6 protein-coding genes and 3 rRNA genes (1 of these 9 cut by a window edge) are annotated in these 22851 nt (G+C 57.4%); 6 read left to right on the forward strand and 3 right to left on the reverse strand.

The features are described 5' to 3' along the window. The 3 genes from ACP6KB_RS00590 to rrf (ACP6KB_RS00600) form a co-directional block, all read left to right on the forward strand. A 23S ribosomal RNA gene (locus ACP6KB_RS00590) occupies positions 1-1630 on the forward strand; it begins 1261 nt to the left of the window's first position. Between the two features lie 129 nt (positions 1631-1759). After that, positions 1760-1875: ribosomal RNA gene (gene rrf / locus ACP6KB_RS00595) — 5S ribosomal RNA — on the forward strand. A 110-nt stretch (positions 1876-1985) separates the two neighbouring features. After that, a 5S ribosomal RNA gene (rrf, locus tag ACP6KB_RS00600) occupies positions 1986-2101 on the forward strand. Positions 2102-2160: 59 nt separating this feature from the next. On the opposite strand, the gene ACP6KB_RS00605 is transcribed toward rrf (ACP6KB_RS00600), so the two are convergent. Further along, positions 2161-2841 (reverse strand): GntR family transcriptional regulator, encoded by a 681-nt coding sequence (locus ACP6KB_RS00605; protein ID WP_442111276.1) that lies wholly within the window; start codon positions 2839-2841, stop codon positions 2161-2163. A 306-nt stretch (positions 2842-3147) separates the two neighbouring features. Here ACP6KB_RS00605 and lapG point away from each other — a divergent pair, with 306 nt between their 5' ends. Continuing rightward, entirely contained in the window at positions 3148-3834 is a 687-nt protein-coding gene (gene lapG / locus ACP6KB_RS00610) for a cysteine protease LapG (RefSeq protein WP_442111278.1), read from the forward strand. A 10-nt stretch (positions 3835-3844) separates the two neighbouring features. Continuing rightward, complete coding sequence (gene lapD, locus ACP6KB_RS00615; RefSeq protein WP_442111280.1) at positions 3845-5791, forward strand: cyclic di-GMP receptor LapD; 1947 nt, start codon at positions 3845-3847, stop codon at positions 5789-5791. A 36-nt stretch (positions 5792-5827) separates the two neighbouring features. On the opposite strand, the gene ACP6KB_RS00620 is transcribed toward lapD, so the two are convergent. Continuing rightward, entirely contained in the window at positions 5828-6172 is a 345-nt protein-coding gene (locus ACP6KB_RS00620; RefSeq protein WP_442111282.1) for a tryptophan synthase subunit beta, read from the reverse strand. Between the two features lie 156 nt (positions 6173-6328). After that, positions 6329-21136 carry a retention module-containing protein gene (locus tag ACP6KB_RS00625; RefSeq protein WP_442111284.1) on the reverse strand — a complete coding sequence of 4936 codons (14808 nt, stop codon included), beginning with the start codon at positions 21134-21136 and terminating at the stop codon, positions 6329-6331. A 345-nt stretch (positions 21137-21481) separates the two neighbouring features. On the opposite strand from ACP6KB_RS00625, the gene ACP6KB_RS00630 reads away from it, so the two are divergent. Then, positions 21482-22819, forward strand: a complete 1338-nt coding sequence (locus tag ACP6KB_RS00630; RefSeq protein ID WP_442111286.1) for a TolC family outer membrane protein — start codon at positions 21482-21484, stop codon at positions 22817-22819. Positions 22820-22851: the final 32 nt, after the last annotated feature.

Genomic DNA, 22851 nt, shown 5'->3' on the forward strand with positions numbered 1-22851 from the left:
AATGGGAGTGAAAAACTCCCACGCCGAAAGACCAAGGTTTCCTGCGCAACGTTAATCGACGCAGGGTTAGTCGGTCCCTAAGGCGAGGCTGAAAAGCGTAGTCGATGGAAAACAGGTTAATATTCCTGTACTTCTAGTTATTGCGATGGAGGGACGGAGAAGGCTAGGCCAGCTTGGCGTTGGTTGTCCAAGTTTAAGGTGGTAGGCTGAGATCTTAGGTAAATCCGGGATCTTAAGGCCGAGAGCTGATGACGAGTTGCCTTTAGGCGACGAAGTGGTTGATGCCATGCTTCCAAGAAAAGCTTCTAAGCTTCAGATAACTAGGAACCGTACCCCAAACCGACACAGGTGGTTGGGTAGAGAATACCAAGGCGCTTGAGAGAACTCGGGTGAAGGAACTAGGCAAAATGGCACCGTAACTTCGGGAGAAGGTGCGCCGGTGAGGGTGAAGGACTTGCTCCGTAAGCCCATGCCGGTCGAAGATACCAGGCCGCTGCGACTGTTTATTAAAAACACAGCACTCTGCAAACACGAAAGTGGACGTATAGGGTGTGACGCCTGCCCGGTGCCGGAAGGTTAATTGATGGGGTTAGCTAACGCGAAGCTCTTGATCGAAGCCCCGGTAAACGGCGGCCGTAACTATAACGGTCCTAAGGTAGCGAAATTCCTTGTCGGGTAAGTTCCGACCTGCACGAATGGCGTAACGATGGCGGCGCTGTCTCCACCCGAGACTCAGTGAAATTGAAATCGCTGTGAAGATGCAGTGTATCCGCGGCTAGACGGAAAGACCCCGTGAACCTTTACTATAGCTTTGCACTGGACTTTGAATTTGCTTGTGTAGGATAGGTGGGAGGCTTTGAAGCGTGGACGCCAGTTCGCGTGGAGCCATCCTTGAAATACCACCCTGGCAACTTTGAGGTTCTAACTCAGGTCCGTTATCCGGATCGAGGACAGTGTATGGTGGGTAGTTTGACTGGGGCGGTCTCCTCCTAAAGAGTAACGGAGGAGTACGAAGGTGCGCTCAGACCGGTCGGAAATCGGTCGTAGAGTATAAAGGCAAAAGCGCGCTTGACTGCGAGACAGACACGTCGAGCAGGTACGAAAGTAGGTCTTAGTGATCCGGTGGTTCTGTATGGAAGGGCCATCGCTCAACGGATAAAAGGTACTCCGGGGATAACAGGCTGATACCGCCCAAGAGTTCATATCGACGGCGGTGTTTGGCACCTCGATGTCGGCTCATCACATCCTGGGGCTGAAGCCGGTCCCAAGGGTATGGCTGTTCGCCATTTAAAGTGGTACGCGAGCTGGGTTTAGAACGTCGTGAGACAGTTCGGTCCCTATCTGCCGTGGACGTTTGAGATTTGAGAGGGGCTGCTCCTAGTACGAGAGGACCGGAGTGGACGAACCTCTGGTGTTCCGGTTGTCACGCCAGTGGCATTGCCGGGTAGCTATGTTCGGGAGAGATAACCGCTGAAAGCATCTAAGCGGGAAACTTGCCTCAAGATGAGATCTCACTGGAACCTTGAGTTCCCTGAAGGGCCGTCGAAGACTACGACGTTGATAGGTTGGGTGTGTAAGCGCTGTGAGGCGTTGAGCTAACCAATACTAATTGCCCGTGAGGCTTGACCATATAACACCCAAGCAATCTGCAACGCAGATTGTGGTGGTGAAGACGAAAGTCACCGAAAGTTTGCAAAACCACAAAGTCACATACCCAATTCGCTGGAGTGTCTAACAAGACCTTCTGGCAACAGAATTTCTTGACGACCATAGAGCATTGGAACCACCTGATCCCATCCCGAACTCAGCAGTGAAACGATGCATCGCCGATGGTAGTGTGGGGTTTCCCCATGTGAGAGTAGGTCATCGTCAAGATTAAATTCCGAAACCCCTATCTGCGCATGCAGGTAGGGGTTTTGTCTTTATAGTAGAAGCATCAAGAATTCGCCGGTACGTCACAACAGACGGACCAGCACACAGAATTTCTTGACGACCATAGAGCATTGGAACCACCTGATCCCATCCCGAACTCAGCAGTGAAACGATGCATCGCCGATGGTAGTGTGGGGTTTCCCCATGTGAGAGTAGGTCATCGTCAAGATTAAATTCCAAAACCCCTGTCTGCCTTGCAGACAGGGGTTTTGTCTTTTCTGGCTACTATCAAGCGCTCAGGTAAGCCTTGATAGTCCTGGCCGCCGTATTCAAATGGCGTTCAAGCACCTTGATGGCATCATCAACTGACTTATCGTTCGCAGCATCTACCAAGGCGTTGTGGTCATCCTGGGTCAGTTTCCCCAAGCCCATCGACGACAGGTGAAAGCGTAAGAAGCGCTCTTCTTCGTTCAGCTCGATTTCAATCAGGTGCAGCAGCTTCTTGTTGGAAGCCTTGCTGTACAGGCTCATGTGAAACAACCGGTTCAGCCGGCCGATTTCGGCGTGCCGGGTTTCGTTTTCCAGTTGCTTGATATAGCTGCGAGCAAGGGCGATATCTTCGGCTTCCAGCAGAGGGATCGACTGGCGCAGCGCTTCAGATTCCAGAATCACTCGCAGGGCATAGGTGTCTACCGCATCTTCACCGATCAGCGGAGCAACCACCGCGCCTTTGTGTGCCACCACCTGTAGCAATGACTGCGCTTCAAGCTGGCGTAGAGCCTCGCGTACGGGCATACGGCTGACGCCGAACAGCGTCGCCAACTCTTGCTGTCGCAGAGCCATACCGGGTGCCAGGCGGCCTTCCAGAATGGCATTGCGCAACCGCTCTTCAATCACACTACGAGCCAGGTGCGGCGGGATTTGCTCGCTGCCCAGTATTTCGCTCAAGGATTTGGATTTCTCGGTCACGCTTTACTCTGTCCTTAATGTCGGGATGGATTAAATGTTGGATCCAATCACGCTAGTTAGCGTATGGACCCTTGTCAAACTCGCAGGCGCGCGCCTGAACCGGTCGGCAGGCTGCGAGTGTGATGGGTAGTTGCTATCGTGAATGAAGTTTTTCTCCAAGGGAAGTCGAGCCGACTACAGGGCATGGGTCTTCCGGGATGATCGCAGGCTGATGTTGTCGTGATTGTAAGGTGCCATTGTTTTTTCATGGGCAAGGCCGCACCATCGGTGTTTTTCCACAGGTTTGCGCAGGTTTTCGTATTGGCGATGCGTTGGGCTGTTCAGTTGACCTTGCGCCGGCTCGGCCTTGCCGTGGTGTTCGGCTGCCTGCTGTTAGGCAGCCTGCACGCCGATTGGGATTTCTCCCAGATCAGCCGACGAGCCCAATCCCTGTATGGCCCACTGGGGCCAGGGCAGGGTCGTATCGATGCCTGGCAAAACATGCTGACCACCCAGAAGCAGGGCAGTGAAGCCGAGCAGCTCAAGCGGGTGAATCAGTTCTTCAACCACCAATTACGTTACGTGGAAGACATCGACCTGTGGCGCGAGGTCGATTATTGGGCAACACCGATACAGGCACTGATCAAGGGGCAGGGCGACTGCGAAGACTATGCTATCGCCAAGTACTTCAGCCTGCGGCGCATGGGAGTGCCGGCGGAAAAACTGCGCATCACCTACGTCAAGGCGTTACGCCAGAACCGTGCGCATATGGTCCTGACCTATTACTCAAGCCCCAATGCCATGCCGTTGGTACTCGACAGCCTGATGGACGCAATCAAGCCCGCCAGCGAGCGTACCGACCTATTGCCGGTTTATTCCTTCAACGGTGAAGGCCTGTGGCTGACAGGTTCCGGAGGTAATAAAAAGGTTGGCGACACGAAACGTTTGTCGCGCTGGCAGGATCTACTGAAAAAGATGCAGGCCGAAGGTTTCCCGGCCGAACCGGTTTACTAAAGGAGCACAGATGTCACTGTTCAAACAATTGCTGCTTGCCATCTGCCTGTTCCTGGTAGTCGCGTTCAGCGGCAGCTTCATGGTTAGCCTGGAAAGCTCACGCAGCCAGTACGTAAACCAGTTGCGCTCCCACGCACAGGATGCGGCCACGGCGTTGGCGTTGTCGCTGACGCCGAACATTGATGATCCGGCGATGGTCGAGTTGATGGTCAGTTCGATTTTCGACAGTGGTTACTACTCCAGTATCAAGGTCATCGACCTGGGCTCCAACGCCGTGCTGGTAGAGCGCCACGCCGAAGCTGATGCCAATGGTGTACCTGCCTGGTTCATTCGCCTGATAGGCCTTGAGGCCGCAGGAGGCGATGCTATCGTCAGCCGCGGCTGGCAGCAGGCGGCGCGGGTTGAGGTGGTGAGCCATCCTATGTTCGCTCTGGGCAAACTTTGGCAAAGCGCTCTGGGCAGTCTCGGTTGGCTGCTGCTGTGCGGCGCCTTGAGTGCGGTGCTCGGTGCGTTGCTGCTGCGCCGTCAGCTCAAGCCACTGGACTACATGGTGGCGCAGTCTCACGCTATCGCTCGTCGCGAATTCCTCAGCCTGCCAGACCTGCCCAGCACACCTGAACTGCGTCGGGTGGTCCAGGCCATGAACCAGATGGTCGAAAAGCTCAAGGCGCTGTTCAAGGAGCAGGCTGAGCGCAGTGAAAAGCTGCGCGTCGAATCCTACCAGGACAGCCTGACGGGCTTGGCCAACCGCCGTTATTTCGAGATGCAGCTCAATGCCCAGGTCAGCAATATCGAGGAAGCCCGGCCGGGTTACCTGTTGTTGCTGCGAGTGAAGGATCTGGCCGGGCTTAACCAACGCCTGGGTGGCCAACGCACTGATCAGCTACTCCAGGCGGTAGGGCAGCAACTGCAACGCACCTGCGCTAACTACCCGGAAACCAACAACCTGATCACCCGCAGCCGTGGCGGTGAGTTTGCCGTGCTGGCACCGGGCTTGGTGCATGAAGAGGCGGTACAGCTTGCTCAGGCCCTGGAGGTGACCCTGCAGAGCCTGGCCGACACCGGCGCCACTGACGTCACGCCAGTGGCCTGTATCGGCATGGCGCCGTATAGCCCCGGTGATGCTCCCCAAGCCTTGCTCAAGCTGGCAGATGAAGCCTTGGCGCGTGCAGAGAGCCAGGTAGAGCCGGGTTGGGTGTGCCTCGAGCAGGGCACCGCCCCGCAAGCTGGCAATACTCACCATGCCTGGCATCAGTTGCTCGACGATGCACTGAAGCAAGGGCGCTTTCAGCTGTTTTTCCAACCGGTGGTGGCCAGTGATGCACCGGAGCGGGTGTTGCACTACAAGGTAATCTCGCGGGTACTGGATGACCAGGGTCAAGCGATTGCCGCGGGGCGCTTCCTGCCCTGGCTTGAGCGCTTTGGCTGGTCGGCGCGCCTCGATGTGCTGATGCTTGAGCAAGTGTTGAAACACATGCAAAACCACACCGAGGCCCTGGCCCTGAACCTGTCGGCGTCCACCTTGGCAGATCCGGCCGCGTTGCAACGGGTTTATGAGCTGCTTGGCCAGCATCCGGCACTGGGGCCGCGTCTGACCCTGGAGATTGGTGAAGAACAGTTACCCGACCAGGCCGTACTCGAACAGTTGACCCGGCGTTTGCGCGCGCTCGGTTTCAGCCTGAGCCTGCAGCGCTTCGGTGGGCGCTTCAGCATGATCGGTAACCTGGCCCATCTGGGGCTGGCCTACCTGAAGATTGATGGTAGCTACATCCGTGCGATCGATCAGGAGCGGCACAAGCGCTTGTTCATCGAAGCGATTCAGCGCGCCGCTCACAGCATCGACCTGCCGCTGATTGCCGAGCGCGTCGAAACCGAAGGGGAGCTTAAAGTGTTGCGCGAGATGGGCATCCAGGGCGTTCAGGGGCGTTTGGTAGGTGAGCCTGCACCCTGGCGCTAAAACAGGCGTGGGCAGGCCCTGAGGGGCCTGCAGCGCTTAGATCAGGCCGCCGTTCTCGTCACTGTCATCGATCAGATTGGTCAGCCCGCCCAGCACCTGACGGGCATTCGACCGGCTGAGCAGCTTGGCTTGAGCACCAGCCGGCAGGTCGGTGATGCTAATCACACCTTTGGTGGTGAGCACTTCGATCAAGTCTTCGAGTACCCGGATCATGTCCAGGTCACTCTGCTTGAGCTGCTTGAGGCTGTTCTCGACAACGTCATCAGCAAACCAGTCCTGAATTTCGGCGTGGTCGGCAGGCAACTGTTCCGTGTATTCGTCAAAGGCGGCGGCTTCTACCCGAAGCAACTGGCCCTGTGCGTCACGTTGCACATAGAACATGGGAATCCCTCGTAAATTGAGTCCGTAACCGCAGTCAGCAGCATAGGCCAAGCTCGCCAGGCTGTGGGACTGGCGAGCGAGTATGCCGGGTGAACAGGGTACAGGCCAAGCCTGCTGGCCTCGGTAGCCATGCCAGGCTACCGAGGTCGAGGGCTATCAGCTGTTGGAGTGGTCGATCTTGATGGTCGGGTCGGCACCAGATACCAGCGAGTTGATCGTGGTGTTGGCCCAGTTGACGCCTTCCAGCTTGATCGTCACATCCGCGTTGGCCAGGCCACCGGCGGAGTTCAGCTTGCCTTCGGAGCTGACCTGCAGGGTCGACTCGCCATTGACCGTGGTGATCTTCAGGAAGTTGTCGATCGTGCTGCCCTTCTCGCTCTGCAGCAGGTCGCTCAGATCCAGACGGTCACCCTCGCCAGGCTTGAAGTCCTTGATCACATCCTTGCCAGTGTCGCCGGCTTTCCACACGAAGGTGTCGGCGCCGCTGCCACCGGTAAGAATATCGTCGCCTTTGCCGCCCATGAGGATGTCGTTCCCTTCATCGCCAAGCAGGGTGTCAATGCCCTCTCCGCCAATCAGCGTGTCGTTGCCGGCGCCACCGATCAACACATCCTTGCCGCTACCGCCGAGCAGAATGTCATTGCCCTTGCCGCCTTCGAGACGGTCATCGCCACCCTGGCCGAAGATAATGTCATTGCCGTCGCCGCCGAGCAGCGTATCGGCACCATCGTTGGCGCGTGAAACATCAAAATCACTGACGTGTTCGGTGATGTACTTGTGCAGAACGCGGCCATCGACATCGCCCAGTTTCATATCCAGCTCACGGGCAACATAAGCCTGTATCGCTTCGATACCGTTGCCGGCGATTCCGTCGAAGCTGACCAGATCACCGAAGATAATGTCGTTGCCTTCACCGCCGTTGACCGTGTCGTTGCCAGGGTTAGTGGCTTCGGTATGACTGAGAATGGCTTCGGCCAGTTTGCTCGGATCGATGTTGGACTGCGGTTTGCCGTCGGTGTCGTAGTACTTCAGGTCATTGGCGTTAATCGTGCTATTGAGCCCGATCGCTTCCACACTTGAATGCTTCGACAGCAACAAGAACGAGTCTTTTGAGTTGCTGTCGATGTACCAGGACGACCCGCCCTGATACGACAACTCATACGTGCCGTCGCCTTGAGCATGCAGCTCACCCGAGGCTTTGTCGTCGTCACGCCAGCGGTTGCCAGAATAGTATTCGGCTGTGAGGTAACCGTTTTTGTCGATACTGATCCGGTTGTTGTCACCGATCATTTTGTCAGTGACAACATCACCCAGTTTGTACTTCATCGCGCCGAGCACACCGTCCAGGGTGAGGCTGGAGTTCTTGAATACCGGGTCGGACTCGCCGGTTTGATACCGGTTAGGTTTGCCGTCAGTGATAAAGAACGTCTGGTTGCTACCGGTGCTGCCGCTGATTTTGAGGTTCTGGAACCAGTTGGCGGTGGTTTTGAACGCGTCTTCGTAGTTGGTATTGCCGCCGGCATAGAACTTCTGCAGTGCAGCTTGCAGATCAGTGAGCGCGTTTTTGTCGGCCAGGTTGACCGTAATAGTGGTGTTCACCTGATCGGAGAAGTCCACCAACAGGATGTTCACCGTACCGGACTGCGCACCTTTGACACTGTTGGCCAGCGTAGTGAATACCGACTCCAGGGATTTCTTCGCAGCTTCTACGCCTTTGCTGCCCATACTGCCCGAAGTATCGACAATGAACGCCAGGTTGTAGTCCTGCCCTGGGGTAACGTGCAGACCGTTGACGTCAGCAACGACGATGTCGTTTTCGCTGCCCAGCGACTTATCGTCATTGACCTCGGTCAGGTTGCCGGGGAGGTAGCTGTCCGGGTGAACGGTGACCGTGATCTTGCCAGGGGTGGACGCGCTGTCGTTGTTGGCCTTCTCGGTCGATGTCGCGGTGACAGAGATGTCGAACTTGCCTTGGTAGTAAGCCGGTGGCTTGAGGCTCAGACCATTGAGGTTCCAGCCGGTGACATCCACTTCAGTCTTGCCAACGGTGACAGTGTGACCGGCGCCATCGCTGAGGATCGAGCCTTCCGGAATACCGCCCAGTTTGATGCTGAGGGTTTCCGAGCCATCGGTGTCGGTCAGGCTGCTGGAGATGCCCACCAGTTTGACGGTACCGTTCTCGGCACCTTCATTGAGCTTGTAGCCTTGGTAGTAGCCTTCACCGTTGTCGCCGTGCAGTTCGCCGACGGTCACGCCAGCGTTGTTCAGGTCGTTCACGCTCGGGTACATCGGGATGTTGCTATTGCTCAGGTCGACCGGAGCGCTGCCGTTGACCGACAGGTTGACGTCATAGCTGCCCGGACCACTCTGGTTCGCGTGGTAGATGTCCAGGGTGTAGTAACCACTGGCGCCCGGCGTGAATGAACCCGTGAACGTCCCGCTGGCATTGCCCCAGGTGGCAGACGCCACTTTCTGGCCGCCGATGGTAATCAGCAGGCTGTCGTCACCCATACCGCTGAAGGTGTAGGTTTTACCGGCTTCAAGATAAATCAGGCCAGAAGTCTTCGAGCCCGAGCCGGCTGTCACGCTGCTATCGGATTGGGCATTGGTGACCGTCGACGAGCTATTGGGTTTACCGGCGTTGTCGAAGACCGTCTTCAACGCGTTATCGGTGATGCCGTTGCCGTTGGTACCCAGGCCGCTCAGGCTGTTCCAGGTTTCCTTGAGCAAGCCGATCGAGTTCACGTTGTTGCTGCCGATGATCAGAGTCGGTGCATCGGCAACCGGAGTAATGTCGACCTTGATGGTCGATTCATTACCCACGCCTTGGCCATCAGTAGGTTTGAACTTGATCTGCGCGTAGTCGGCTTCTTTGTTGCCCACGCCGTTGCCGCCGTTGGCATTGATACCCGACTCGTTGCGATCCGGAACGAATTTCAGCTTACCGGCATCGATATCGGCTTTGCTGAAGACCTTGCCAGCATCAGCGCTGGTCAGGGTTTTCCAGACGTTGCCGTCCTTGTACTGCAGCACACCATCGGCAGGCAGTTGAGTGATGGTAAGACCGAGGTTGGCGGCCGGGGTATCGGCATCGGTGATGCCAAAGTTGGCCCAGCTCAGCACCAGGTCATTATCTTCAGTGCCGGTTACGGCACCACCTGCGGCAACGGGGGCTTCGTTGCTCTGGATGGTGGTGGTGACGCTGCCGTTGCTACCGACCTCCAGTTTTTCGAAATTGCCACCGGTGGCCGAATCGATCTTCACGGTGAAGGATTCAACGCCCTCGGCGACACCATCACGCAGGATCGGCACACTGAAGTTCCCAGTGCTGCTGCCTTTCGGAATCGTCACGGTCGTTACGCCGGTGAAGTCCGAGCCATCTTTGGCCGTGCCGGAGTAAGTCAGCGTAATAGTGACGTCGGCTTCCGCCTTGCTGGACAACGTCAGGGTGTAATTGGCGGAATCACCCTCGGCAACCGAGGTGGTGCCGGAGATATTGACCGTGGTGGTGTCGGTGGTGTCCTTGATATCGGCGGTTGCGGTAGCGCCGGTAAGGTCAGTGCCTTCGAAGTTGCCGCCGGTCACCTTAGTGACGGTGGCGGTCAGGGTGCTGCCGTCTTTGTAGACGTCTTCGACGTTGGTGTTCGGCACGTCGAGTTTGCCGTAGCCCTTGTCGTTGACGGTGACGGTGTAGTCCTTGCCCGCGACGTTGACGGTCAGGGTAGCGGTGGTGCCGGTCTGTGGCGGATTGCTCAGCTGGAAGTGGAAGGTGACGTTAGCGTCGCCTTCTTTCGCAGCGTCTGCAGTGACCTTGACGGTGGTGTCCTGGAAGGTGTCTTTGACATCAACCGTGACCGACGCGTCTTTGAGGTCAGTCCCTTCGAAGTTGCCGCCGTTCACTTCAGTCACGGTCGCGGTGACCTTGCTGCCGTCGAGGTAAGCGTCTTCGATGTTGGTGTTCGGGACGTCGAGCTTGCCATAGCCCTTGTCGTCAACGGTGACGAAGTAATCCTTGCCGCCAACGTTGATGGTCAGGATGGCAGTGCTACCGGCTTGCGGTGGATTGCTCAGCTGGAAGTGGAAGGTGACGTTAGCGTCGCCTTCTTTCGCCGCGTCTGCAGTGACCTTAACGGTGGTGTCCTGGAAGGTGTCTTTGACATCAACCGTGACCGACGCGTCTTTGAGGTCAGTCCCTTCGAAGTTGCCGCCGTTCACTTCAGTCACGGTCGCGGTGACCTTGCTGCCGTCGAGGTAAGCGTCTTCGATGTTGGTGTTCGGCACTTCGAGCTTGCCGTAACCCTTGTCGTCAACGGTGACGAAGTAGTCCTTGCCGCCGACGTTGATGGTCAGGATGGCAGTGCTACCAGCCTGCGGTGGGTTGCTCAGCTGGAAGTGGAAAGTGACGTTAGCGTCGCCTTCTTTCGCAGCGTCTGCTGTGACCTTGACGGTGGTGTCCTGGAAGGTGTCTTTGACATCAACCGTGACGGAGGCATCTTTCAGGTCGGTACCTTCGAAGTTGCCACCGTTCACTTCGGTCACGGTCGCAGTGACCTTGCTGCCGTCGAGGTAGGCGTCTTCGATGTTGGTGTTCGGGACGTCGAGTTTGCCGTAGCCCTTGTCGTCAACGGTGACGAAATACTCTTTACCGCCGACATTGACGGTCAGCACCGTCGTGCCTTGTGGCGGGTTGCTCAGCTGGAAGTGGAAGGTGACGTTAGCGTCGCCTTCTTTCGCCGCGTCAGCAGTGGCCTTGACGGTGGTGTCCTGGAAGGTGTCTTTGACATCAACCGTGACCGACGCGTCTTTGAGGTCAGTCCCTTCGAAGTTGCCGCCGTTCACTTCGGTCACGGTCGCAGTGACCTTGCTGCCGTCGAGGTAAGCATCTTCGATGTTGGTGTTCGGGACGTCGAGCTTGCCGTAGCCCTTATCGTCGACAGTGACGAAATAGTCTTTACCGCCGACATTGACGGTCAGCACCGTCGTGCCTTGTGGTGGGTTGCTCAGCTGGAAGTGGAAGGTGACGTTGGCGTCGCCTTCTTTCGCAGCGTCTGCTGTGACCTTGACGGTGGTGTCCTGGAAGGTGTCTTTGACATCAACCGTGACGGAGGCATCTTTCAGGTCGGTACCTTCGAAGTTGCCGCCGTTCACTTCGGTCACGGTCGCAGTGACCTTGCTGCCGTCGAGGTAAGCATCTTCGATGTTGGTGTTCGGGACGTCGAGCTTGCCGTAGCCCTTATCGTCGACAGTGACGAAATAGTCTTTACCGCCGACATTGACGGTCAGCACCGTCGTGCCTTGTGGTGGGTTGCTCAGCTGGAAGTGGAAGGTGACGTTGGCGTCGCCTTCTTTCGCAGCGTCTGCTGTGACCTTGACGGTGGTGTCCTGGAAGGTGTCTTTGACATCAACCGTGACGGAGGCATCTTTCAGGTCGGTACCTTCGAAGTTGCCACCGTTCACTTCGGTTACGGTCGCGGTGACCTTGCTGCCGTCGAGGTAGGCGTCTTCGATGTTGGTGTTCGGGACGTCGAGCTTGCCATAGCCCTTGTCGTCGACAGTGACGAAGTAATCCTTGCCGCCAACGTTGATGGTCAGGATGGCGGTGCTACCGGCTTGCGGCGGGTTGCTCAGCTGGAAGTGGAAGGTGACGTTAGCGTCGCCTTCTTTAGCCGCGTCTGCAGTGACCTTAACGGTGGTGTCCTGGAAGGTGTCTTTGACATCAACCGTGACCGACGCGTCTTTGAGGTCAGTCCCTTCGAAGTTGCCGCCGTTCACTTCAGTCACGGTCGCAGTGACTTTGCTGCCGTCGAGGTAAGCGTCTTCGATGTTGGTGTTCGGCACTTCGAGCTTGCCGTAACCCTTGTCGTCAACGGTGACGAAGTAGTCCTTGCCGCCGACGTTGATGGTCAGGATGGCAGTGCTACCAGCCTGCGGTGGGTTGCTCAGCTGGAAGTGGAAAGTGACGTTAGCGTCGCCTTCTTTCGCCGCGTCTGCAGTGACCTTGACGGTGGTGTCCTGGAAGGTGTCTTTGACATCAACGGTGACGGAGGCATCTTTCAGGTCAGTGCCTTCGAAGTTGCCGCCGTTCACTTCAGTCACGGTTGCAGTGACCTTGCTGCCGTCGAGGTAGGCGTCTTCGATGTTGGTGTTCGGCACTTCGAGCTTGCCATAGCCCTTGTCGTCGACAGTGACGAAGTAGTCCTTGCCGCCGACATTGATGGTCAGGATGGCAGTGCTACCGGCTTGCGGTGGATTGCTCAGCTGGAAGTGGAAGGTGACATTGGCGTCGCCTTCTTTCGCAGCATCTGCAGTGACCTTGACGGTGGTGTCCTGGAAGGTGTCTTTGACATCAACCGTGACCGACGCGTCTTTCAGGTCAGTCCCTTCGAAGTTGCCGCCGTTCACTTCGGTTACGGTCGCAGTGACTTTGCTGCCGTCGAGGTAAGCGTCTTCGATGTTGGTGTTCGGCACGTCGAGCTTGCCGTAGCCCTTATCGTCGACAGTGACGAAATAGTCCTTGCCGCCGACATTGACGGTCAGCACCGTCGTGCCTTGTGGTGGGTTGCTCAGCTGGAAGTGGAAGGTGACGTTGGCGTCGCCTTCTTTCGCAGCGTCTGCAGTGACTTTGACGGTGGTGTCTTGGAAGGTGTCTTTGACATCAACCGTGACCGACGCGTCTTTGAGGTCGGTACCTTCGAAGTTGCCACCGTTCACTTCAGTCACGGTCGCAGTGACCTTGCTGCCGTCGAGGTAAGCGTCTTCGATGTTGGTGTTCGGCACTTCGAGCTTGCCGTAGCCCTTGTCATCAACGGTGACGAAGTAATCCTTGCCGCCAACGTTGATGGTCAGGATGGCGGTGCTACCGGCCTGCGGTGGGTTGCTCAGCTGGAAGTGGAAGGTGACGTTAGCGTCGCCTTCTTTCGCCGCGTCCGCAGTGACTTTGACGGTGGTGTCCTGGAAGGTGTCTTTGACATCAACCGTGACGGAGGCATCTTTGAGGTCGGTACCTTCGAAGTTGCCGCCGTTCACTTCGGTCACGGTCGCAGTGACCTTGCTGCCGTCGAGGTAAGCGTCTTCGATGTTGGTGTTCGGGACTTCGAGCTTGCCATAGCCCTTGTCGTCAACGGTGACGAAGTAATCCTTGCCGCCAACGTTGATGGTCAGGATGGCAGTGCTACCGGCTTGCGGCGGGTTGCTCAGCTGGAAGTGGAAGGTGACGTTGGCGTCGCCTTCTTTCGCCGCGTCCGCAGTGACCTTAACGGTGGTGTCCTGGAAGGTGTCTTTGACATCAACGGTGACCGACGCGTCTTTCAGGTCAGTGCCTTCGAAGTTGCCGCCGTTCACTTCGGTTACGGTCGCAGTGACCTTGCTGCCGTCGAGGTAAGCATCTTCGATGTTGGTGTTCGGGACGTCGAGCTTGCCGTAGCCCTTATCGTCGACAGTGACGAAATAGTCTTTACCGCCGACATTGACGGTCAGCACCGTCGTGCCTTGTGGCGGATTGCTCAGCTGGAAGTGGAAGGTGACATTAGCGTCGCCTTCTTTGGCCGCGTCTGCAGTGACCTTGACGGTGGTGTCCTGGAAGGTGTCTTTGACATCAACCGTGACCGACGCGTCTTTCAGGTCAGTGCCTTCGAAGTTACCGCCGTTCACTTCAGTCACGGTCGCAGTGACTTTGCTGCCGTCGAGGTAAGCGTCTTCGATGTTGGTGTTCGGCACGTCGAGCTTGCCGTAGCCCTTGTCGTCAACGGTGACGAAGTAGTCCTTGCCGCCAACGTTGATGGTCAGGATGGCGGTGCTACCGGCTTGCGGTGGATTGCTCAGCTGGAAGTGGAAGGTGACGTTGGCGTCGCCTTCTTTCGCAGCGTCTGCTGTGACCTTGACGGTGGTGTCCTGGAAGGTGTCTTTGACATCAACCGTGACCGACGCGTCTTTCAGGTCGGTACCTTCGAAGTTGCCGCCGTTCACTTCAGTCACGGTCGCAGTGACCTTGCTGCCGTCGAGGTAAGCGTCTTCGATGTTGGTATTCGGGACGTCGAGCTTGCCGTAGCCCTTGTCGTCAACGGTGACGAAGTAGTCCTTGCCGCCAACGTTGATGGTCAGGATGGCGGTGCTACCGGCTTGCGGTGGATTGCTCAGCTGGAAGTGGAAGGTGACGTTGGCGTCGCCTTCTTTCGCCGCGTCTGCAGTGACCTTGACGGTGGTGTCCTGGAAGGTGTCTTTGACATCAACGGTGACGGAGGCATCTTTCAGGTCAGTGCCTTCGAAGTTGCCGCCGTTCACTTCAGTCACGGTTGCAGTGACCTTGCTGCCGTCGAGGTAGGCGTCTTCGATGTTGGTGTTCGGCACTTCGAGCTTGCCATAGCCCTTGTCGTCGACAGTGACGAAGTAGTCCTTGCCGCCGACATTGATGGTCAGGATGGCAGTGCTACCGGCTTGCGGTGGATTGCTCAGCTGGAAATGGAAGGTGACATTGGCGTCGCCTTCTTTCGCAGCATCTGCAGTGACCTTGACGGTGGTGTCCTGGAAGGTGTCTTTGACATCAACCGTGACGGAGGCATCTTTGAGGTCGGTACCTTCGAAGTTGCCGCCGTTCACTTCAGTCACGGTCGCAGTGACCTTGCTGCCGTCGAGGTAAGCGTCTTCGATGTTGGTGTTCGGCACTTCGAGCTTGCCGTAGCCCTTGTCGTCAACGGTGACGAAATAGTCTTTACCGCCGACATTGACGGTCAGCACCGTTGTGCCTTGTGGCGGGTTGCTCAGCTGGAAGTGGAAGGTGACGTTGGCGTCGCCTTCTTTCGCCGCGTCCGCAGTGACCTTGACGGTGGTGTCCTGGAAGGTGTCTTTGACATCAACCGTGACCGACGCGTCTTTCAGGTCAGTCCCTTCGAAGTTGCCGCCGTTCACTTCGGTTACGGTCGCAGTGACTTTGCTGCCGTCGAGGTAAGCGTCTTCGATGTTGGTGTTCGGCACGTCGAGCTTGCCGTAGCCCTTATCGTCGACAGTGACGAAATAGTCCTTGCCGCCGACATTGACGGTCAGCACCGTCGTGCCTTGTGGTGGGTTGCTCAGCTGGAAGTGGAAGGTGACGTTGGCGTCGCCTTCTTTCGCAGCGTCTGCAGTGACTTTGACGGTGGTGTCTTGGAAGGTGTCTTTGACATCAACCGTGACCGACGCGTCTTTGAGGTCGGTACCTTCGAAGTTGCCACCGTTCACTTCAGTCACGGTCGCAGTGACCTTGCTGCCGTCGAGGTAAGCGTCTTCGATGTTGGTGTTCGGCACTTCGAGCTTGCCGTAGCCCTTGTCATCAACGGTGACGAAGTAATCCTTGCCGCCAACGTTGATGGTCAGGATGGCGGTGCTACCGGCCTGCGGTGGGTTGCTCAGCTGGAAGTGGAAGGTGACGTTAGCGTCGCCTTCTTTCGCCGCGTCCGCAGTGACTTTGACGGTGGTGTCCTGGAAGGTGTCTTTGACATCAACCGTGACGGAGGCATCTTTGAGGTCGGTACCTTCGAAGTTGCCGCCGTTCACTTCGGTCACGGTCGCAGTGACCTTGCTGCCGTCGAGGTAAGCGTCTTCGATGTTGGTGTTCGGGACTTCGAGCTTGCCATAGCCCTTGTCGTCAACGGTGACGAAGTAATCCTTGCCGCCAACGTTGATGGTCAGGATGGCAGTGCTACCGGCTTGCGGCGGGTTGCTCAGCTGGAAGTGGAAGGTGACGTTGGCGTCGCCTTCTTTCGCCGCGTCCGCAGTGACCTTAACGGTGGTGTCCTGGAAGGTGTCTTTGACATCAACGGTGACCGACGCGTCTTTCAGGTCAGTGCCTTCGAAGTTGCCGCCGTTCACTTCGGTTACGGTCGCAGTGACCTTGCTGCCGTCGAGGTAAGCATCTTCGATGTTGGTGTTCGGGACGTCGAGCTTGCCGTAGCCCTTATCGTCGACAGTGACGAAATAGTCTTTACCGCCGACATTGACGGTCAGCACCGTCGTGCCTTGTGGCGGATTGCTCAGCTGGAAGTGGAAGGTGACATTAGCGTCGCCTTCTTTGGCCGCGTCTGCAGTGACCTTGACGGTGGTGTCCTGGAAGGTGTCTTTGACATCAACCGTGACCGACGCGTCTTTCAGGTCAGTGCCTTCGAAGTTACCGCCGTTCACTTCAGTCACGGTCGCAGTGACTTTGCTGCCGTCGAGGTAAGCGTCTTCGATGTTGGTGTTCGGCACGTCGAGCTTGCCGTAGCCCTTGTCGTCAACGGTGACGAAGTAGTCCTTGCCGCCAACGTTGATGGTCAGGATGGCGGTGCTACCGGCTTGCGGTGGATTGCTCAGCTGGAAGTGGAAGGTGACGTTGGCGTCGCCTTCTTTCGCAGCGTCTGCTGTGACCTTGACGGTGGTGTCCTGGAAGGTGTCTTTGACATCAACCGTGACCGACGCGTCTTTCAGGTCGGTACCTTCGAAGTTGCCGCCGTTCACTTCAGTCACGGTCGCAGTGACCTTGCTGCCGTCGAGGTAAGCGTCTTCGATGTTGGTATTCGGGACGTCGAGCTTGCCGTAGCCCTTGTCGTCAACGGTGACGAAGTAGTCCTTGCCGCCAACGTTGATGGTCAGGATGGCGGTGCTACCGGCTTGCGGTGGATTGCTCAGCTGGAAGTGGAAGGTGACGTTGGCGTCGCCTTCTTTCGCCGCGTCTGCAGTGACCTTGACGGTGGTGTCCTGGAAGGTGTCTTTGACATCAACGGTGACGGAGGCATCTTTCAGGTCAGTGCCTTCGAAGTTGCCGCCGTTCACTTCAGTCACGGTTGCAGTGACCTTGCTGCCGTCGAGGTAGGCGTCTTCGATGTTGGTGTTCGGCACTTCGAGCTTGCCATAGCCCTTGTCGTCGACAGTGACGAAGTAGTCCTTGCCGCCGACATTGATGGTCAGGATGGCAGTGCTACCGGCTTGCGGTGGATTGCTCAGCTGGAAATGGAAGGTGACATTGGCGTCGCCTTCTTTCGCAGCATCTGCAGTGACCTTGACGGTGGTGTCCTGGAAGGTGTCTTTGACATCAACCGTGACGGAGGCATCTTTGAGGTCGGTACCTTCGAAGTTGCCGCCGTTCACTTCAGTCACGGTCGCAGTGACCTTGCTGCCGTCGAGGTAAGCGTCTTCGATGTTGGTGTTCGGCACTTCGAGCTTGCCGTAGCCCTTGTCGTCAACGGTGACGAAATAGTCTTTACCGCCGACATTGACGGTCAGCACCGTTGTGCCTTGTGGCGGGTTGCTCAGCTGGAAGTGGAAGGTGACGTTGGCGTCGCCTTCTTTCGCCGCGTCTGCAGTGACTTTGACGGTGGTGTCCTGGAAGGTGTCTTTGACATCAACCGTGACCGACGCGTCTTTCAGGTCAGTCCCTTCGAAGTTGCCGCCGTTCACTTCAGTCACGGTCGCGGTGACCTTGCTGCCGTCGAGGTAAGCGTCTTCGATGTTGGTGTTCGGCACTTCGAGCTTGCCGTAGCCCTTGTCATCAACGGTGACGAAGTAATCCTTGCCGCCAACGTTGATGGTCAGGATGGCGGTGCTACCGGCCTGCGGTGGGTTGCTCAGCTGGAAGTGGAAGGTGACGTTAGCGTCGCCTTCTTTCGCCGCGTCCGCAGTGACCTTGACGGTGGTGTCCTGGAAGGTGTCTTTGACATCAACCGTGACCGACGCGTCTTTCAGGTCAGTCCCTTCGAAGTTGCCGCCGTTCACTTCAGTCACGGTCGCGGTGACCTTGCTGCCGTCGAGGTAAGCATCTTCGATGTTGGTGTTCGGCACGTCGAGCTTGCCGTAACCCTTGTCGTCGACAGTGACGAAGTAGTCCTTGCCGCCGACGTTGACGGTCAGGATGGCAGTGCTACCGGCTTGCGGTGGGTTGCTCAGCTGGAAGTGGAAGGTGACGTTAGCGTCGCCTTCTTTCGCAGCGTCTGCAGTGACTTTGACGGTGGTGTCTTGGAAGGTGTCTTTGACATCAACCGTGACCGACGCGTCTTTGAGGTCGGTACCTTCGAAGTTGCCACCGTTCACTTCAGTCACGGTCGCAGTGACCTTGCTGCCGTCGAGGTAAGCATCTTCGATGTTGGTGTTCGGCACTTCGAGCTTGCCGTAGCCCTTGTCGTCAACGGTGACGAAGTAGTCCTTGCCGCCGACATTGACGGTCAGCACCGTCGTGCCTTGCGGCGGATTGCTCAGCTGGAAGGTGAAGGTGACGTTGGTATCGCCTTCCTGTGCAGCATTGGCTTTGACCTCTACCGTTGTGGTGTCGATGGTGTCTTCGACATCGGCAGTGGCGGTCGCGCCAGTGAGGTCCGTGGCTTCGTAGTTGCCGCCATTGATCTCGGTAACGGTGGCGGTGACTTTGCTGGCATCGAGGTGCGCGTCGTCGAGGTTGGTGTTCGGCACATCGAGGGTGCCGTAGCCCTTGTCGTTGACGGTGACGAAGTAGTCTTTGCCGCCGACATTGACGGTCAACACGGTGGTGCTACCCGCTTGTGGCGGGTTGCTCAGCTGGAAGGTAAAGGTGACAAAGTCGCTGCCTTCCTGCGCGGCGTTAGCCTTCACTTCGACCGTGGTGGTATCAACGGTGTCTTTGACCTCAGCCGTCGCCGTGGCACCGGTCAGGTTGGTGGCTTCGTAGTTGCCGCCATTCACCGACGTCACGGTAGCGGTGAGGGTGCTGCCATCGGCGTAAACGTCTTCACCGTTGGTGTTTGGCACGGAAAGCGTGCCTTTACCGCTGGCATCGACGTTGACGGTGTAATTCTTGCCACCGACGTTAACGGTCAGGGTCGTAGCGCCCTGTGGCGGATTGCTCAGTTGGAAATTGAAGGTGACATTGGTATCGCCTTCCTTCGCCGGATCAGCGCTGACGGCCACGGTGGTGGTATCAACGGTGTCTTTGACCTCAGCCGTCGCCGTAGCACCGGTCAGGTTGGTGGCTTCGTAGTTGCCGCCATTCACCGACGTCACGGTAGCGGTGAGGGTGCTGCCATCGGCGTAAACGTCTTCACCGTTGGTGTTTGGCACGGAAAGCGTGCCTTTACCGCTGGCATCGACGTTGACGGTGTAATTCTTGCCACCGACGTTAACGGTCAGGGTCGTAGCGCCCTGCGGCGGATTGCTCAGTTGGAAATTGAAGGTGACATTGGTATCGCCTTCCTTCGCCGGATCAGCGCTGACGGCCACGGTGGTGGTATCAACGGTGTCTTTGACCTCAGCCGTCGCCGTAGCACCGGTCAGGTTGGTGGCTTCGTAGTTGCCGCCATTCACCGACGTCACGGTAGCGGTGAGGGTGCTGCCATCGGCGTAAACGTCTTCACCGTTGGTGTTTGGCACGGAAAGCGTGCCTTTACCGCTGGCATCGACGTTGACGGTGTAATTCTTGCCACCGACGTTAACGGTCAGGGTCGTAGCGCCCTGCGGCGGATTGCTCAGTTGGAAATTGAAGGTGACATTGGTATCGCCTTCCTTCGCCGGATCAGCGCTGACGGCCACGGTGGTGGTATCAACGGTGTCTTTGACCTCAGCCGTCGCCGTAGCACCGGTCAGGTTGGTGGCTTCGTAGTTGCCGCCATTCACCGACGTCACGGTAGCGGTGAGGGTGCTGCCATCGGCGTAAACGTCTTCACCGTTGGTGTTTGGCACGGAAAGCGTGCCTTTACCGCTGGCATCGACGTTGACGGTGTAATTCTTGCCACCGACGTTAACGGTCAGGGTCGTAGCGCCCTGCGGCGGATTGCTCAGCTGGAAATTGAAGGTGACATTGGTATCGCCTTCCTTCGCCGGATCAGCGCTGACGGCCACGGTGGTGGTATCAACGGTGTCTTTGACCTCAGCAGTCGCCGTGGCACCGGTCAGGTTGGTGGCTTCGTAGTTGCCGCCATTCACCGACGTGACGGTCGCGGTGAGGGTGCTGCCATCGGCGTAAACGTCTTCACCGTTGGTGTTTGGCACGGAAAGCGTGCCTTTACCGCTGGCATCCACGTTGACGGTGTAATCTTTGCCACCGACGTTAACGGTCAGGGTGGTAGCGCCCTGCGGCGGGTTGCTCAACTGGAAGTTGAAGGTGACGCTAGTGTCGCCTTCCTTCGCCGGATCAGCGCTGACAGCCACAGTGGTGGTGTCGATAGTGTCTGTAATCTGGGTGACCGCCGGCGTCTTGTCCGAGATTACGCTCAGTCCACCGCCGCCCGTAGTGCCGGTAATGGTCGTGGAGATTTCGCCGCCATCCAGGTACACGGTATCGTTCGGCGGGATGGTCACGCTGACGCTACCGGTGGTTTGCCCGGCGCTGATCACAATGACCTGGCCATTGGACAGGGTCACGGTCAGGTCGGTCAGGGGTGGCTGGCCGACAGTGGCGGTGTAGATAATCACGCCACCGGCTTCAGTAATCGACGGCGTCGCTTTCAGGGTGAGGCCGGTTTCGACATCGGCGGTCGGTGGCACCAGCTGGTTGTTGCCGTTGGTGTCCAGGCCGCCCAGTTCTTCACGCTGATCGTCGGTGGCAAAACCGATCGGGCCGGTCGGGAAGCCGATGGTCGGGTCCACGGAGCCTGCAGTGGCATCAAGCATCACGAAGCTGTGGCCACCACCGGCGGCACCGCCAGAGCCGGAGGCCGAAGGGCCTGCTGCGGTGGCTTCAAGTTCGGTCGTCGGGTCAGCACCGGCGGCGATTGCCTGCTGCAGCTCTTCAACCGAAGGCGCCGCTTGAGCGGTGGCAGCGGCCAGGTCGGTGCTGCTGTCCGGGGCATCAGCGCTCCATTGGGTATCGCGGCCCAGGTCCAGGGTGCGGCCGTCAGCCAGCTCCAGGCTCACGGCGCCGGCAAGGCCGGTCAGTACCTGCTCGCCAACGAACAGGCGGTCACCTTCGATAAGTACGCGCCGCACGCCTTCTGGTGATACGGCGATAACTTGACCAACAATGCTTTTGACGATGGCAACAACACTGCTCATTGGACTCTCCGGGTTACCCGTTCAATTGGCTTCCATGCCCAGGCGGCGCTGAATTGCCGCGTTTAGATGGAATGTTTCGAATTTAATTTGACGCTGAATTTGTCAAACTTTTGACTATATCTTTTGGCTATTAACTTTATGCCAAACTATTGACCTTACTGTTGCCATCCTAAACAATCGGCCCCGTAATGTCACATTGATATTTTTACGGCTGCCACCCTTCCTGCGTACGCTTGAGTACCCATTCGGAAGTCTCCGACATAACGTCTATCTGGTTGCCATTTTCGAATGCAGCAACGCCTTTTGCTGTGATTTGGGACAAGAGGTCCCCAGGAAAAAAGTCTAATGCGCGCGTCATTGTTCACCGCTCTTCCTTTCGCTCTCGCTGCCAGCTTCGTTCAAGCACAAACTCTGCCAGAGGCCATGCAAAAAGCCCTTGAGGTGCACCCGGAAATCCAGGCCGGGGTCAACAGCCGTATCGCTGCGGACTACCAGCTGCGTGCTGCCAAGGGTGGCTACTTGCCGAAGGTTGACGTGCTGGCAGGCTACGGCCGCGAAGGGACCGACAGCCCGAGCACTGGCAACCGCTGGGAGACGCTCAACCGTGGTGAATCCAGCCTGCGCCTGCGACAAATGGTCTTCGACGGTTTTGCCACGTCCAGCGAAGTAGGGCGTCAACAAGCCACCGTCAACTCGCGTGCCTATGCCTTGCTTGGCTCGTCCGAGCGCACGGCACTGACCGTAGCCCAGGTTTACCTGGATGTCCTTACCCGACGTGAAATGGTGCGCCTGGCCGAAGACAACCTGCGCAGCCACGAACGTATTTACGACCAGATCAAACTGCGTACCTCGAATGGCGTTGGTCGCCTGGCTGACCTTGACCAGGCCGAAGCGCGTCTGGCCCAGGCCCGCAACAACCTGATCACCGAGCAAACCAACCTGGCAGACGCCAAAACCAACTACCTGAGCGTGGTTGGCCAGATGCCTGATGAGCTCAGTGCGCCTGCACCGTTCATCGACCTGTTGCCGGCCAACCTCGACGAAGCGCGTCAGCAGATGGTCGAGAGCAGCCCGATCCTGCGTTCGGCAGAATCCGACATTGCGGCAGCGGAAAAGCAATACGAGGCGGCGAAGTCTACGTTCTATCCGCGCTTTGATGCAGAACTCGGACGAACGGCCGATAACGATATTGATGGCATGAACGGCCACAATAACGAATGGCAGGCTATGCTGCGTATGAGCTTTAACCTGTACAACGGTGGAAGCAACAAGGCCGACCTGGAATCCAAGTCGTACCTGACCAATCAGGCGCTGGACATTCGTAACAATGCCTTGCGCCAGCTCAATGAGGAATTAGGCCTGGCATGGAATGCTATGGACAACGCCAACGCGCAATTGCCTATTGCCCAGCAATATGTCGACTACAGCAGCAACGTGCGTTCCGCTTACCAGAAGCAGTTCAGCCTGGGCGAGCGGACCTTGCTCGACTTGCTCGATAGTGAAAACGAACTCTTCACCGCCCAGCGTCGTCTGACGGAGGTGAAGAACATTCAAGTATTTACTCAGTATCGAATCAAGGCGACCATTGGCCAACTGCTCAAGAGCCAGGGTGTTGTAGCGCCGATGGCCACCGTTGTGCAGAACGATTTGAAACCGCAAGTGAGCCTGCCTGGCATGAACTGAGGCTCACCGTGAACCCCGACCGTCACCATTAA

The organism is Pseudomonas sp. NUPR-001, from assembly GCF_052147955.1.
Classification (GTDB): Bacteria; Pseudomonadota; Gammaproteobacteria; order Pseudomonadales; family Pseudomonadaceae; genus Aquipseudomonas.